Origin of the sequence: Thiorhodococcus mannitoliphagus (assembly GCF_010915725.1) — a bacterium.
In the GTDB taxonomy this organism is placed as follows: Bacteria; Pseudomonadota; Gammaproteobacteria; order Chromatiales; family Chromatiaceae; genus Thiorhodococcus; species Thiorhodococcus mannitoliphagus.
Map to the genome: position 1 here is coordinate 1 of NZ_JAAIJR010000128.1, position 14,565 is coordinate 14,565.

The 14,565-nt window shown below is 60.7% G+C and carries 15 protein-coding genes and 2 tRNA genes; 10 read left to right on the top strand and 7 right to left on the bottom strand.

The window, feature by feature from the left end; translation table 11 throughout:
* Both G3480_RS28605 and G3480_RS21330 read left to right on the top strand, forming a co-directional pair.
* Positions 1–400: nitroreductase family protein (locus G3480_RS28605; RefSeq protein ID WP_476718470.1), on the top strand; the 400-nt coding region annotated here is incomplete at its 5' end.
* The gene (locus G3480_RS21330; RefSeq protein WP_338114196.1) at positions 381–1,343 is read left to right on the top strand and encodes a SagB/ThcOx family dehydrogenase; all 963 of its coding nucleotides are present in this window, start codon (positions 381–383) and stop codon (positions 1,341–1,343) included. The genes G3480_RS28605 and G3480_RS21330, both read left to right, overlap by 20 nt.
* 23 nt (positions 1,344–1,366) lie before the next feature.
* Here the strand turns inward: G3480_RS21330 and G3480_RS21335 are convergent, their stop codons facing one another.
* From G3480_RS21335 to G3480_RS21345, 4 genes are all read right to left on the bottom strand, one after another.
* Positions 1,367–2,185, bottom strand: coding sequence for a TIM barrel protein (locus G3480_RS21335; RefSeq protein WP_164655909.1), 819 nt, complete (start codon positions 2,183–2,185; stop codon positions 1,367–1,369).
* Positions 2,186–2,223: 38 nt separating this feature from the next.
* On the bottom strand, positions 2,224–2,358 hold the full coding sequence (locus tag G3480_RS29085; protein ID WP_276611739.1) for a hypothetical protein: 135 nt from the start codon (positions 2,356–2,358) through the stop codon (positions 2,224–2,226).
* A 106-nt stretch (positions 2,359–2,464) separates the two neighbouring features.
* Positions 2,465–2,650, bottom strand: a complete 186-nt coding sequence (locus tag G3480_RS21340; RefSeq protein ID WP_164655910.1) for a hypothetical protein — start codon at positions 2,648–2,650, stop codon at positions 2,465–2,467.
* Positions 2,651–2,738: 88 nt separating this feature from the next.
* A complete protein-coding gene (locus tag G3480_RS21345) occupies positions 2,739–3,407 on the bottom strand; it encodes a Bax inhibitor-1/YccA family protein (RefSeq protein WP_164655911.1) in 669 nt (222 codons plus the stop codon).
* Between the two features lie 213 nt (positions 3,408–3,620).
* On the opposite strand from G3480_RS21345, the gene G3480_RS21350 reads away from it, so the two are divergent.
* A tRNA-Ser gene (locus tag G3480_RS21350) sits at positions 3,621–3,708 on the top strand.
* Between the two features lie 439 nt (positions 3,709–4,147).
* The gene (locus G3480_RS21355) at positions 4,148–4,663 is read left to right on the top strand and encodes a Uma2 family endonuclease (protein WP_164655912.1); all 516 of its coding nucleotides are present in this window, start codon (positions 4,148–4,150) and stop codon (positions 4,661–4,663) included.
* A gap of 316 nt (positions 4,664–4,979) precedes the next feature.
* Here the strand turns inward: G3480_RS21355 and G3480_RS21360 are convergent, their stop codons facing one another.
* From G3480_RS21360 to G3480_RS21370, 3 genes are all read right to left on the bottom strand, one after another.
* Positions 4,980–6,470, bottom strand: coding sequence for an FG-GAP repeat domain-containing protein (locus G3480_RS21360; RefSeq protein WP_164655913.1), 1,491 nt, complete (start codon positions 6,468–6,470; stop codon positions 4,980–4,982).
* A 58-nt stretch (positions 6,471–6,528) separates the two neighbouring features.
* Complete coding sequence (locus G3480_RS21365; RefSeq protein ID WP_164655914.1) at positions 6,529–7,275, bottom strand: hypothetical protein; 747 nt, start codon at positions 7,273–7,275, stop codon at positions 6,529–6,531.
* A gap of 124 nt (positions 7,276–7,399) precedes the next feature.
* Positions 7,400–8,053 carry a CpsD/CapB family tyrosine-protein kinase gene (locus G3480_RS21370; protein ID WP_164655915.1) on the bottom strand — a complete coding sequence of 218 codons (654 nt, stop codon included), beginning with the start codon at positions 8,051–8,053 and terminating at the stop codon, positions 7,400–7,402.
* Positions 8,054–8,459: 406 nt separating this feature from the next.
* Here G3480_RS21370 and G3480_RS21375 point away from each other — a divergent pair, with 406 nt between their 5' ends.
* From G3480_RS21375 to G3480_RS21400, 6 genes are all read left to right on the top strand, one after another.
* Complete coding sequence (locus G3480_RS21375) at positions 8,460–9,557, top strand: Re/Si-specific NAD(P)(+) transhydrogenase subunit alpha (protein WP_164655916.1); 1,098 nt, start codon at positions 8,460–8,462, stop codon at positions 9,555–9,557.
* Between the two features lie 95 nt (positions 9,558–9,652).
* A complete protein-coding gene (locus G3480_RS21380; protein WP_164655917.1) occupies positions 9,653–9,949 on the top strand; it encodes a proton-translocating transhydrogenase family protein in 297 nt (98 codons plus the stop codon).
* Positions 9,950–9,961: 12 nt separating this feature from the next.
* Positions 9,962–11,362, top strand: coding sequence for an NAD(P)(+) transhydrogenase (Re/Si-specific) subunit beta (locus G3480_RS21385; protein ID WP_164655918.1), 1,401 nt, complete (start codon positions 9,962–9,964; stop codon positions 11,360–11,362).
* A gap of 197 nt (positions 11,363–11,559) precedes the next feature.
* Positions 11,560–12,765: an AI-2E family transporter gene (locus G3480_RS21390; protein WP_338114195.1), complete on the top strand. Its 1,206-nt coding sequence runs from the start codon at positions 11,560–11,562 to the stop codon at positions 12,763–12,765.
* Positions 12,766–13,057: 292 nt separating this feature from the next.
* A tRNA-Ile gene (locus tag G3480_RS21395) sits at positions 13,058–13,133 on the top strand.
* Between the two features lie 871 nt (positions 13,134–14,004).
* Positions 14,005–14,565 (top strand): 23S rRNA (adenine(2030)-N(6))-methyltransferase RlmJ (locus tag G3480_RS21400; protein WP_420824637.1); only part of this gene is annotated, 561 nt, incomplete at its 3' end.

The following is a 14,565-nucleotide window of genomic DNA, read 5'->3' on the forward strand; positions in this document are numbered from 1 at the left end:
GACTGACTGTCCGGCTTCGATCGGAACGGCTGTCCGCTTTCCTTCGGACTGGGTGTCCGGTTTCACTGGAATACGCAGCTATCTCATGACCGCGGGCTGCCCGGGTTTGTCTGGCGGGGTCTATCACTACCACAGCCACGATCATTGCCTGGAACTGCGCGGCGCCGAGCGGATCGAGACGACGCAGGATGCGGAGCCGGAGGCTGTGGTCCTTGCCCTGACCAGCGTCCACTGGCGAGAGGCGTGGAAGTACGGTCTGCGCGCCTATCGCTACTGTCAGCACGACGTCGGGCACGCCCTGGCGGCAATCGCCTATGCGGCGGCCACTTTGGGTTGGCGCGTCGAGCCGCTGGATTTGGTCCGATGCGGCCTTGGCAGCCGTGCTCGGCATCGACCGTGAGGGCGACTTCGATCCGCATGAGCTGGAGGCCCCGGATCTCGCCGTCTGGGTCGGGCGGGGGCGTCCGAGCGACGCGGCCCTGGAGGTCCTGCTGGCACGGCCTCGGACGCATCGCGGTCGAGCCAATCTCTTGAGCCCGGATCACATGGATTGGTCAGGTATCGCGCTTGTCGATGAGGCGTGTCGGCGGGATTCCGTGCGGCGACGGGAGCCAAGTCAAGGCACCGCAATCCCGCCGCTTGGTTCGCAAGGCCGCGAGCAGGATGCTGCGGCGCTCATTCGGCAGCGACGTAGCGCCGTGGCCTTCGACGGACAGACCAGCATGCCTCGCGAGGTTTGGATCGAGATGCTCGACGCCCTGCTGCCGAGACCTGGCGTGCCGCCATTCGCTGCTTGGCCGCAGGCCCCGCGCGTCAACCTGATCCTCTTCGTCCATCGGGTCGAGCAGGTGACTCCCGGGCTCTACGCGCTCGTCAGGCAGACGGAGAGCCTGGATCGGCTGCGGCAGAGCCTTCGGGCCGAGTTCCAATGGGCGCCCGTCGATGGAGCGCCAGGCCACCTGGGGCTCTACCGTTTGGTCGAGGGCGATGCGCGTAACGCGGCGCGTGCCTTGTCCTGCCACCAGGACATTGCCGGCGATAGCTGTTTCGCGGTGGCCATGCTAGCCGATTTCGATGCCGCCTTGACGGAAGGTCCTTTGGGCTACCGAGCGCTGTTCTGGGAGTGTGGGCTCATCGGGCAGGCGCTCTACCTCGAAGCCGAGGCGAGCGGATTGCGCGGAACCGGGATTGGCTGCTTCTTCGACGACACCGTTCACGAACTCTTGGGCATTCAGGATACGCGCTGGCAGTCGCTCTATCACTTCACGGTCGGTGGTCCGGTCGAGGACGCACGATTGCGGACCGAGTCCGCCTATGCCCATTTGGCTGGTCGGCTTGCTTGAGTCTGGCTTGCTGCAATGCCGGCTCAGTGTGGCAGACGGTTAATCGCGGCGAGCACCTGCTCGTAATGATCGACGGCCACCTCGGGCGGGACTTCGAAGATCTTGGCTGCATCCGGAAAGCTGCGGTCGATCAGACGGAGCGCGCTGGGCCAGTCCAGGTCCTGCATGAAGTCGTCTTCAATCACGCCTTCACGATCGCTCGCCAGGGTGAAAGGCTGATGCTGGTCGATCAGTCCTTCATTGGCGTGCAGGTGAAGGTGAAGCGCTGTGCCCTGCTGCCTTTGGGTGAGGAGGAATGCCAGCCACTCCCGCAGGGACTCGGATGACCAGACCTTGGCGTGCCCCATGTCGAAGCAGAAATTCACCGGTGTAGCGCGTGAGGCCCGGAGTGCATCGAGGAGTTCACGATAGAAGGCTAGATCGTGAAAGGTGTTCTCGATGTGGAGACGCAGTCCATAGTCGGACGCGAGCGCCTCGGCAAAGCTGAGGTCTGCGGAAAGCTGGTCCCACAGCCGCTCACGCAAGCTCAGGCGCGCGGTCATGGGGTAGTTGCCCAAGTGTGTAATCACCGAGGTCGCGCCAAGCTCGGCAGCGGCCGAGAGTTGCTCGCGTAAGGCAGCCTCCTGTCGCTGGATCTCGAGTAGGCTGAGCCTGCGGTGATTGAGGTGAACGGCGACGGTTGCCGCACTGTCCGGCAGGCATGACCTGAGAAGATCGCGGGCCTGGATGTCGCCGAAGTAAAGTCCAACCTCGATCGGTGCGCCATGCGCGAGTGCATAGTCGATGATGGGCTCGATCTGCGCTCTTGATTGATCGACGATCTTCAATCCGAATCCTGGCACGGACTACCTCTTCGTCATCTTCAGTGATGCCTGTTCCATCACGCCGGCAGCACCGTGATGGACGGCGCGATCGGTAGGTCATGCTCGTCACACCGAAAGGTGCAGGATGCCAGGGTGTTGATGCCAATCGACAGCCGCGTGCGCGGGATGGTCTGCTCTTCCTGAGAGGGCACGCCGTCTGAGTCGATCAGCAGTTCCGCTGGCGGGTCCTGACCCTGCGGCGCGCCAGGGCCTGGCCCTTCGACGCCGGGTTTCGCTCCAGCGTGCGGGGTCGAGCGTCTAGCGAACCGCCATGATGAGCACGATCACGAAGACCACGACCGCGCCGAGCGGAAGGAGAGCGGCTTGCCAATCGCCTTTTTGGGCCTTAGGGCCATGCTCTTGCCAGTGCTTATAGGCTGGCCAGAGGTAGAAGAGCATGAGGATGAATACCGCGGCGGCAGCGATCTTGAGAAACAGCTCCATCGGCTTCTCCTTGGTTATCCTTCTGAGTGCAAAGCAAAGACCCCGGCGCGAGGCCGGGGTCTTGACTCGCCGAAATCAGGGAGATCGATCAGTCGTCGCCCATGATTCCGAGGATCTGCAGCAAGCTCACGAAGATGTTGAAGATGCTCAGATAGATCCCGTAAGTCGCCATGATGTAGTTGGTCTCTTCACCCCGTGCGATACGGCCGGTATCGAAGAGGATGAAGCCGCTCATCAGTAGAATGATTGCCGACGAGATGGCCAACGACAGCGCCGGAATCTGCAGGAAGATGTTGGCAACGATCGCGATCATGACAACCATCATGCCGGCGAAGATGAAGCCGCCCATGAAGCTGAAATCACGCTTGCTGGTCAGGGCATAGCCGGACAGTCCGAGGAAGATAGTCGCGGTTCCGCCGAAGGCCAGGCCAACCGTTTGCGGCCCATGGGGCAGTGCGAGATACATGCTCAGGATGGCACCCAGCCCGAAGCCCAGCAGGCCGGTAATCAGGAAAATCATGCCGATGCCAGCGGACGAGTTGGCAGTGCGCGGCAGTACGAAAATGCCCAGCACCATGGCGACGATCACGGACGCCATGTAAGCCCAGGGTGGCACGGCGAGCGCCAGCGACAGCATCGCTGTGATTGCACTGAATCCCAGGGTGGCCGCCAGCAGCAGGTAGGTGTTTTTTAGTACCTTGTTCGTCGAGATCGCAGACTGAGCCGTGCGAGCGACGGTGAAGCCAGGATTAGCCATTGGATTGATTCACTCCTTCCTAGTTGTAAGTTGGTGATTTTGCATCGTTACCGAGTATAAGACTCGATCGCTCCGCTTCAAGTTCCAAAGGATACCTGAGGCGGATTTCCATGCAAGCTCGGAGGGTGTTGGGTAAATCTCGCGCATGCGCTAAAATAGCAGTCCTGTCGGGAAACCTCGCGCCGTTTCGGCCCCGGTTTGCTGGCTCGACCCGGAGAGGTGGCTGAGCGGTCGAAAGCGGCGGTCTTGAAAACCGTTGACTCGCAAGGGTCCGGGGGTTCGAATCCCTCCCTCTCCGCCAAACAAAATCGTAGTGGCTTTGCAATTCAGATGCTTGCGTGGGCTCTCATGCAAGCGGTTACCATTGAGCCCTCCCATGTGAACATTGCTTGAGCCGGTTTCTTGGGGGTTCGAGCCATCCTTTGCGGGCTGGCTCTTTCTTCGATCTCAACGACCGTCATTCCGTGGAGCGGCAGACTTGGTCCTCTCGCTCGCCATCGTCGCTCGGACCGGGGCGCTCATCGCGAAGTGCGACTTCGTTTTGATTCCGACCAAGCTGTCGGGCGTTCTGAGAGCGACCTATGCCTGAGGGATGTCCGCGTTCATTCGGACCGCCCTTCTTCTACCGAAGACGGTCCGACTTGATGTGTCGACTCCAGCAACGCCTTCTGCTCCCTGACGACCCCTCCCGGGCAGCCGCCAGTCTTTACCGACAACGGTAAGATGGCCCTGCAGCCTGCATGGCTTTTGGGGCAACAGGCTCCGATATAAGGGCTGATATAGATCTTTCATCTGTTTACGAAAAACTCGATGCCTTAGCCGAGGGATTGACCGGCGAGATTATCAACGGACAACTGCACACTCAGCCGCGGCCAACCGGTCTGCATGCACGCGCCGAAACTGAATTCAGCATCGATATCGGCAGCGCCTACGGACGAGGTCGCGGCGGCCCAGGCGGCTGGTGGATCTTGGTGGAGCCTGAGATCCATTTCGTCACCGATCAGGAAGTCGCGGTCCCGGACTTGGCAGGATGTCGTAAGGATCGCATGCCTGAAATTCCCCAAGGCCATCGCTTCGAAGTGGTCCCGAACTGGATTTGCGAGATCCTCTCGCCCTCCACCGCGAGCAAGGACAGGGAGGTGAAGATGCCGATCTACGCCCACTACGGGATGGCCTATGCCTGGCTGGTGGATCCCAAGCGCCGGACCCTTGAGGCTTTTGTACTCGATCGTAGGGAGTGGCGCCTGCTCGCCTGAGCATCCGGTGGCGAGACGATTGCGGTCGCACCCTTTGACGCCTTACAGCTCGACCTAAGCAACCTCTGGAGCTGAGGCGAAGAGACTTGCCACGAAACTCGGGAGCCTCCTCCTTAAGGCTAGGGATCTTGCAATGGGCGCGCTGATAATCCAACCGCCCCTCTCCGCAGAGCTGTCGTTACGGCCGTTGACCGGGCAGCACCTGTCCAACGACCTCAACGTCATCCGGGGGGGTTGACGCCCTCTGCCGAGAGCATCAACTGGCAGATGATTGAAATCTGCATTCGATCGATCAGGCGCAACGGCGGGGCAGGGGCTATTCAGACGTCTGCTCGCGTTTGATGACGGGCCAAAAGCCAGCCTCTGCGTGCCTCTCATCCATCGTCTGGACTTGGATCCGTTCGGATGACGAGAAGTCTTCGGCGGCATCGCCGATCAGTTCCAAGACGCCATAGCTACCGTTCCCCAGACCCACGAGGATTTCGCTCCGCGCGTCGCCGTCGATGTCGCCGACGGCTGGCCGTGTCTCGCCGTTCATGCCGTTATATTCGGGAAAGTCGATGCCGACATAGCCGCGCGACAAGAGGGCCCCCTCCTCGTAGTCGAAGACCTCGACGAAACCGCTTCCGGAGTGCCCGAGTCCGACGATGATCTCGTCTTTTCCGTCCCCGTCGACATCGCCGAGCGCGGGACGCGTTTCGCCGATGCTGGCTGCGTAATCGTCCCAAGTGAGATCTCCATTGAGCGATATGGCATTGAGCAGCAAATGCCCTTCGACCTGTCCTTTGATGTCCACAATGCTGAACTGGGGCGCCGCGTCTTGCGCGTCTGCGTCGGCGTTGTCCGTGGCTAGCGAGAGACCTTTCTTGACCATGAATCTCCCGCCTGGAAGGTTGGTCGTACCCCTGATGGCGCCCAGCCCGATGACAATCTCGTCAAGCCCATCGCCGTCGAGATCGCCAAGCGCAGGAAAGGTTTTGCCCAGCGCTTCGGTATATTCCGGCCACTCCAAGTAAGTCCATGCCACGGAATAGAGCTGGCCATTGCCGTAGCTGAAGAGTTCGATGAGGCCGTCGCCGCCTTCACCGAGCCCGATGAGAATCTCGTCTCGTCCGTCACCATTGAGGTCGCCGACAGCTGGATAGGTTTCACCATTGACTTCGTTGTACTCAGGCCAAGAGACCCGCCCCCAGCGCAAGAAGGAGAAGTCATCATCAAGGATCTGGAAGAGTCCGCCCAATGAGCCTGCCGAGCTATCGCCATAGGCATAGCCGATGACGAGTTCGTCCCTGCCGTCACCATCGATGTCTCCGGCGGCGACACGGGCCTCTCCTATTGAGCCTTCCGACTGGGACGCACTGAATGCTGCTGATCCCGCTGCCAGGGTCTGCTCAAACTCTCGGTTCATGTCGCCAACTTCGAGCCAGGTATCCGCGAGTGGGATATCACTCGCTGAGAACACGTAACGGAATTGACCTGAGGTGATCTCATTGGAGTAGCTCGACTCGTCGGGGCCAGAGCCGGCTGCCGTAACCGCAAAGTAGTAGATCTCGTCAGGGTCGAGGTTGGTCACTTTGTAGCTGGGCTGGGTGCCGGCCTCGGGCAAGCTGCCGAGATCCAGGTCGATCGTGAAGTCGTATTGCCCCGGGCTGGTTCCATAGTAGAGGCGATAGCCAGTCAGCCGATCATCGGTTACCGCGTCCCATTCGAGTGTGTAAGACCCCGGCTCACTCGCCGGAGCAGTGGTGGAGAGCCCGCAGGCGATCAAGACGAGCGCGAGACTGAGGGGGCGGCTTTGGAATGTCATAGCGGCAACCTGGTAGGGTTTCTAAGAGCGCCTTCCTTGGTGCTCGAGGGTGAGTGTTTCAGCCTTTGCTGCTGCCCTTGATGCGCCTGGTCAACGGCTCTGCATTCGGGATGCCGCCGAGGATGGGTAGCCCAATGTAGCGCGCGATCTGCCGGTCGGACTTGAAGGATTGGTCCAAGACTTCCATCAAGCCGATTGCAATCAAGCAAAGAATCAAAGAGACCAACAGGATCATGGTGGCCGGCCCTAAACGACTGTCATCCCAGATCGTCCGTTGAACGGCGACGCTCTGCGGGCCTACTGTCGCTAGGCTAACACTTGCGGCAGCCGGGTCTCGCGAGCGTACAAGTGCTGCTTCGGCCCGTTGTGTGAGCCGCGTCACAAAATAGTCGACAAGCAGGATTCCAAGCCCTTCGTTCTTTCCTCGATACGCAAAAAGTATAGTCGCTTGGGTTGTCTCGGAGAGTGACAGAGTCGAATCTATCAGCCGTCGAAGCTCGACATCTGAGAGGTTTGAGCTTTCGAGTAGCTGAAAGAGCCTGACATTCTTGCTGAGCTGGGACAGGGCGAAGTCTTCCTGAAACAAGAGATGCGGTTCCTTAAGGACTCGCTCGAGCGGCAGGGACTCCATTGGATTCTTCGCCACCTGCACCTGGCCTGAATAGGAGACCTCCTGAGAAACGATGAACATCCTATCCAAGTAGATTTGACTGATGAGATAGACCGCTGGCGGCAACAAAGCCAAAAGAAGAAGCCACCAGTAATGTCTGAATGATTGCGCATAGCGTTGGATAAAAAATCCCATTCCTATTCCCCGTCGTGTTCCCTGCTTGAGAGAACGATTGATTGCGCTTGATGCTGGATCGGACTCTTGAGAAGCCAGAGAAAATGTTGCCTCAGAATTGTGTCGCGATGGCCTTCCTTGAGCGCTATCGAGATCCCGCAATATCGGGCTGGTTCGTCAGGATGCCGATGATGTTTGCTCCAGCAATCTCCAGCGTCTTTTGTGCTCTTCGAACGCTCGGCTTCCGCGAGAGCCCTTTCGCCACAACCAAGACGACGCCATCGACCTCCTGGCTGAGCGTGACCGGGTCCATCATGGTTCGATTGGTTGGAAAGATTGCGCCGCTATCGACGATCACGAGGTCGTAGCTGTCTCGTGCCTGTTTCAAAAGTCGCTTCACAACCGCAGCGTCGCTTTGCTCGAGAGCGCCATGGGTCGCGTGATCGACAGGCGCGAAGAGCACATCCAACTGCAGATCGCCCGGCCGGCTGACGAGTTCGGACAAGTCAGCCTGCAGGATCCGCTCTGCGTCATGCCGAAGTGGCTCCTCGAAACAGCGGTGCATTGCGGGTCGATACCAATTGAAGTCCATCGCGATGACCTTGGACGCCCCTCTGGAGGCGGCCGCAGCTGCAATGGCGGACGCGCACAGGGTTTTGCCTTCGTCTAAGCTGGCGCTAGTGACAAGAACGGATGCTGGTTTCTTGTCCAGCAACGCATGCTCGATCGCACCGAGCGCTCGCTTGACCTCGGCGGTCTGCTGAAGCGCTATTCGGTTCTCTTGCTCGGGCTTGATCATCAAAATATCCCTCGAATCAAAAGACGGAAACATCGTCCGAGAAGACGGCATCCTACAGAACAATTATCAACGGCACGGCCCAGTGATCGACACCTGACCTCCGTCTAGTCTGGCTCGATTGGCATTATGGCTCCACGAGAAAGCCTCGGGAACTCCCAGCGGCGCAAGAGGCGCAATCTTGGGTGGGTACATCGCTTAGGCGTATCGCGTGCGCAGGTCGCGAGGAGCTTGCCTGTGCCTTGCATCCGGACACCTCTTGTGGCCTGTCGTGGCTAAGATTGGCAGCGGTGGGCGGGACTTGCTGGAGTATTTAGTCTGCAGGTTGCCATCATCGAAGTAGCCAATGATAATGCGCGAATTTTGCCGCCTAGGGGCGGGAGCATCCAAGCACGGGGCGAAGCGCAGTATGAAGATCGGAATTCCTTTGGAGACGCGCCCAGGTGAGACGCGAGTCGCTTCGACGCCGGACGTCGTCAAGAAGTTGGTTGGCAAAGGACTCGAGGTGCTGATCGAGTCAGGCGCCGGGGTGCGCGCAGGCTATCCGGACAGCGAGTACGAGCAGTCCGGCGCGCAGCTAACGGATCGCGCCGGTGCCTATGACGTGGACCTGCTGTTGAAGGTCCGTCGGCCGGATTCGGCAGACGTCGAGGCGATGCGCGCAGGCGGCATCTACATGGGTCTGCTTGAGTCGTGCGGCGAGGATGACGTGGTCCCAGCCATGCTCACGAAGGGACTGCGCGTGCTGGCGCTGGAGCGGATGCCGCGGACTTCGCGTGCCCAGTCGATGGACGTGCTCTCCTCGCAGAGCAACCTCGGCGGCTATCGAGCGACCCTGGAGGCTGCGACCCGCTACGGACGATTCTTCCCCATGATGATGACTTCGGCCGGCTCGGCGAAGCCGGCGCGTGTCGTTGTACTCGGTGCAGGCGTGGCGGGGCTGCAGGCCATCGCGACCGCCCGCCGTCTCGGTGCGGATGTCTACGCCTATGATGTTCGGCCGGAGACCCGCGAGCAGATCCTGTCGCTCGGTGCCAAGCCCATCGATCTCGACCTGGGCGAGAGCGGCGCGGGCGAGGGCGGCTATGCCAAGGAGCTGTCGGACGAGGCCAAGGCGCGTCAGCAGGCGGCCCTCAGCGAGGAGCTTGCCAAGGCGCATGTCATCATCACTACGGCCCTCATCCCTTGCCGGCCTGCGCCCGTGCTGGTGACCGAGGAGGTCGTGCAGCGGATGCGCCCAGGGTCGGTGATCGTCGACCTCGCCGCCATCAGCGGCGGTAACTGCCCGCTCACCGTTGCCGACGAGGTCGTCGAGCGCCACGGTGTCACCATTGTTGGGCTGACCAACTATCCTGCCCTGGTGCCGGCGGACGCCAGTGCCTTCTATGCCCGCAATTTGCTCAACCTCATCGAGATCATGATCGCCTCCGGCGATTCTGGTCCAGAACTCAAGGATCTGGAGGCGGACGAGATTACCGCGGCCATGTTGATGCGCCCCGCGGGTTGACCGCCCCTCGTTCCAAAACAAGAGCAGCGCCCGCGATAGGCTGCGATTGCACGAATCGCGGCGCGCATAAAGATACGCATTCAGGAGCTACGCACATGCCCGAGGCACTCGATCCCTCGCTCGTCGCCTTGTACGTCTTCGTCCTCGCCTGCTTCATCGGCTACTGGGTGGTCTGGGGCGTGACGCCTTCGCTGCACACCCCGCTGGTCGCGCTCACCAACGCCATTTCCGGCATCGTGCTGGTTGGGGCAATGTTGGTCGCGGGTGATCCCGAGTCCGGCATTCTGGTCCAGCTCATCGGTTTCGTCGCCGTGTTGCTGGCCTCCATCAACGTCTTCGGTGGTTTCCTGGTGACGCACCGAATGCTCTCGATGTTCAAGAAAAAGAAGTAAGGACGGCTCGCGATGGATTTATCAGTCAATCAACAGGCCTTGGCCTATCTGGCCTCCGCCGTCCTGTTCATCTTGGGGCTCAAGGGGCTGACGCATCCGGCCACGGCGCGGCGCGGCAACCTCTATGGCATGCTCGGCATGCTGATCGCCATCGTCGCGACCTTGGTGGGTCGCGAGGTGCAGGCATATGGCTTCATCATTGCCGGGCTCGCCGGCGGCGCGGTGATCGGCGGCATCGTCGCGATGCGCATCCAGATGACCGCTATGCCGCAGCTTGTCGCAGCCTTGCACAGCTTTGTGGGTCTTGCCGCCGTGCTGGTCGGTATCGGCACCTTCTTCCACAAGCAGGCCAATGGACTGCTGAATCCGGTTCTCATGGGGGAGATTTCCGCCGGCGTCGTCATTGGTGCGATCACCTTCACCGGGTCCGTGATCGCCTTCGGTAAGCTGCAGGGGCTGCTCAGCGGCGCTCCGGTCAAGTTCGCCGGACAACATTTGCTCAACGCCCTCATTGGACTGGCGACTATCGCGCTGGCCGTGCATTTCGCCATGACCGGGAACCTACTGTCGCTCTTCCTCATGACGCTCCTGGCCCTAGTGATTGGTGTGACCCTCATCATCCCGATCGGCGGCGCAGACATGCCGGTCGTCATCTCCATGCTCAACAGCTACTCGGGCTGGGCCGCCGCGGCTACCGGGTTCACGCTGCACAACAACCTGCTCATCATCGTCGGCGCGCTGGTCGGCTGCTCGGGTGCGATCCTCTCCTTCATCATGTGCAAGGCGATGAACCGTTCCATCATAAACGTGGTCTTTGGCGGCTTCGGCTCGGATGGCGGCTCCGCGGACAGCGCCGGGGCACAGGCGGCCGAAAAGGGCGTCAAGTCGGCGGCCATTGAGGACGCCGTCTACTGGATGGAGGATGCCGGCAAGGTCATCATTGTGCCGGGCTATGGCATGGCGGTCGCCCAGGCCCAGCATGCCCTCAAGGAACTGATGGAACTCCTCGCGCAGCGTGGCGTGGAGGTGAAGTTCGCCATCCACCCGGTTGCGGGGCGCATGCCGGGGCACATGAACGTGCTGCTCGCGGAGGCGGACATCCCCTATGACCAGGTGCTTGAAATGGACGAGATCAATTCCGAGTTCCCGAGCACGGACGTGGTCTTGGTCGTGGGCGCCAACGATGTGGTCAACCCGGCCGCGAAGGAGGATCCAACTAGCCCCATCTACGGTATGCCCATCTTGGAAGCGGGTAGGGCGCGTCAGGTCTACTTCCTCAAGCGCTCGATGCGGCCGGGCTACTCAGGCGTCGACAACTTGCTCTTCTACCAGGACAACACCTACTTGGTGTTCGGCGATGCCAAGGACACTATCGAAGGCATGAACACCGCACTCAAGGGCGGTGGGCACTGATGTCGCGCGGTCGTTAGGCCACAGCGCCTCGCAGCACCGCTGCTGGTGCTGCGTGCTTCCGGTAAGCTGCGCCACCGCCCGCCTCAGTCAAGTCCTGCTATCCCGGGCTAGCGCTTCCTGATCGCGAGCGGCAGCATCACTGCGTTGCGGTAGACTCCCAGTCATCGTGCTGCGTCAGTCGAGGGGTGGAGTTCTCCATGTCGAACATGAGCCAAGACGCCGTGAACAAGACCGTCATCCTACTGATGACGCTCGGAATCTCGGCGCTCTTTCTTGCCATGATCCAGCAGTTTCTCATGGCGCTTTTTCTGGCCGGACTCTTCAGTGCATTGGCGCGGCCACTTTACATTCGGCTGCGACAGGCGCTCGGCTGCAACAAGCACTTGGCTTCGTTGCTGACCCTTTTGGCGATGGCCTTCGTGGTGCTGCTGCCAGCGGTCATGTTGATCGCGGTGCTCATTGGGCAGGCGCTGGACGTCAGTCAGCTGCTCTCCGTGTGGCTCAAGGGGGCGATGGAGGATCCCGCCGACCTGATGACCTATCTCCAGCATTTGCCCTTCTACGACCAGGTGCTTGAGCACCGAGACCTCATCCTGCAGCAGGTCGGAGGCGCGGCCAGCTTGCTTAGTAAGCTCCTGCTCGACTGGGTGTCCTCCGCCACCCTGGGAACGGTCAACTTCATCTTCATGGCCTTCGTGCTGCTCTACAGCATGTATTTCCTGCAGATGGACGGGCCACGCCTGATCGAGCTGATCCTCTATTATCTTCCGCTCAAGACAAGCGAAGAGCGCTTGATGCTCGAAAAGTTCACCTCGGTGACGCGGGCGACGCTGAAGGGCTCGCTCCTCATCGGCCTGCTGCAGGGCACGCTGGCCGGTATCGCGTTCGCGGTTGCAGGGATCGATAACGCGGTCTTCTGGGGCACGGTGATGGCCGTTCTGTCGGTCATCCCCAACGTGGGCGCGGCCTTGGTCTGGATTCCAACCGTTATCATCCTAATCGCCCAAGGCGATGTCGTGACAGGCGTTTCGTTGGGGTTGTTCTGCGGTCTCGTGGTCGGCAGCTTGGATAACGTCTTGCGACCGATTTTGGTGGGTAAGGACACCAAGATGCACGAGCTGATGATCTTTTTCAGCACTTTGGGCGGCATCTTCATGTTCGGCCTGGCGGGGCTCTTCATCGGTCCGCTGATCGCCTCGCTGCTCATCTCCATCTGGGAGATCTATGGTGTCGAGTTCGCGGACGTGCTGCCCGATGTGGACTCGCTCCTGCTGGACTTCGGGGAGGCGCAGGATCAGGCCGATACCTGTGAGCGAAATGACGCGGCGACAGACCGAGTCGATGCAGCGCCCGGTGAGGAGCTGCCCGTCGTGGTGGACGCTGCCCAGGATAAGACGGCCTAGCGCGGTCGGCGCAATAAAACGGCGCAGCTCGCGCCGTATTGGGAGCATGCTCCACGGAGGCGGCTCTCCGCTTCTCAATGGTTGCCATTCGCATGGTATCCTTACAGCGGTGAGTGTTGCCTGCTTCTATCACTGCCTGAAGGCGCTCTGATGGACCTGGTGTTCTAGGTGGGTCCCATCGACCAAGCAAGGCACGCACCCGTGAACTGCGGTGGTCTCCTGGATCACGATCGGAGCAACCTTGTTGCCCAGATAGTTAGCCGCAACCAGCTTCACAACTCCGCACCCATCAGGGCCGTTAGCACAGCGGTTAGTGCAGGGGACTCATAATCCCTTGGTCGTAGGTTCGAATCCTACACGGCCCACCATATTTCAATAACTTAAGGTCGCGTCAAGGCGCGTGAATCGCCTCGATTGGCCTCATTCGCGCCCTGCGGTGTCACCTGTCGGTAAGTCGATAAGCCCTGAAGCGATCTTTGGGATGGCGTTGTCGCGAACAGGCGATGCCTCGAAGGACGCCACTCAAGTTAGCTGACGAGCGCCGCTCTGCGGGAAGAATCGCTTTGACGACGACGTTGCCTGGGCGCCAGTCCAGGTTGGTCGACAGGTGAGTCTCAAAGTGTGTATTCGTGCACGTTGACCATTCAGCATGCCCACCGAAGATGCCCTTGGTCTACTGATTCGCGCCGAAGATGCCGACCTCTCATAAGAGGGCATCTTCGGGCGGTGAGGGCATCTTCGTGGGCGAAGGGGCAGGGGCGTCTCGGCGTCAATAAGCCTGGGGAATACGAAACGTGCTCATGCGCACGATTACATGGCCAAGTTCGCATCACCTGATGGAGCAGACCTGGCTCTAACGGAGAGACCCGCTTTCAAGCTTCGATACCCGTGCTACGGTGCTCACAGATGGGCTGCCCAAGGGACTTCCTTGCGCGTCTGTCGCTTGCGGGGTCGGGCGTGAGCCGGAGACTTGTCAATACCATGGCCGGTAGTGCCCTTATCTATAGGATGACCGCTTTCTTAAACTATTGATTTAACTGCGCAATAATTTCTCGCCATCCTATAGATTGTGGCACTACCCCATGGCCTAATCATGAGCGACGGCTCAAGCGACGCGGGCGGTGCCGGCGCTGATTGCCAAGGGGGTTGCGCCGAGACTGACCCTGCTGAAGGCGAGGGAAGATCGACTGGCGATGCGGTTGGAGCGGTTGAGAAAGGGGCATTGCCTGCAGTGTAGCCATGGGCACTTACGATCACCAAACCAAGGCCGGCAACGCGGGCGATGTCGTCAAGCATCCGGCCCTGATCGCGGTGCTGGAGGGTCTGCTTGCCGAGCATGAGGGACCCTTCCGCTACGCCGATGCCTTCGCGGGCCGCTGGGAGTCGATCTTGCTTGAGGGCGCGGGCTGGGCGGACGGGATTGGGGTCTTTGTCGCCCGTTGGCATGGAGCAAACCCGGATGTGCAGTCTTGGCACCGTCAGTGGCGCGCTGCGGCAGGCGCGCGCTACCCCGGCTCGACCCAGTTGGCAGAGCGCCTCCTGGCCAAGCACGGCGGTTACCAGATCCGCGCCTTCGAGATCGTCGACGCTTATGCGGCCAGCCTCCGTCAGGGACTCGGCGAGGCGGCGGTCTTCACCCGTTCGGCAACCCCCAGCGACTGGACGGACTGGCGACCGGATCTCCTCTTCATCGACCCGCCCGGACTGCGCAGCGCACGTCGGCCCGATGATCCGCTGTTGGAGGACCTGCTGGACCTTGCGGAAGGGCTCCCGAACGTGCTGCTCTGGCTACCGTTGGCC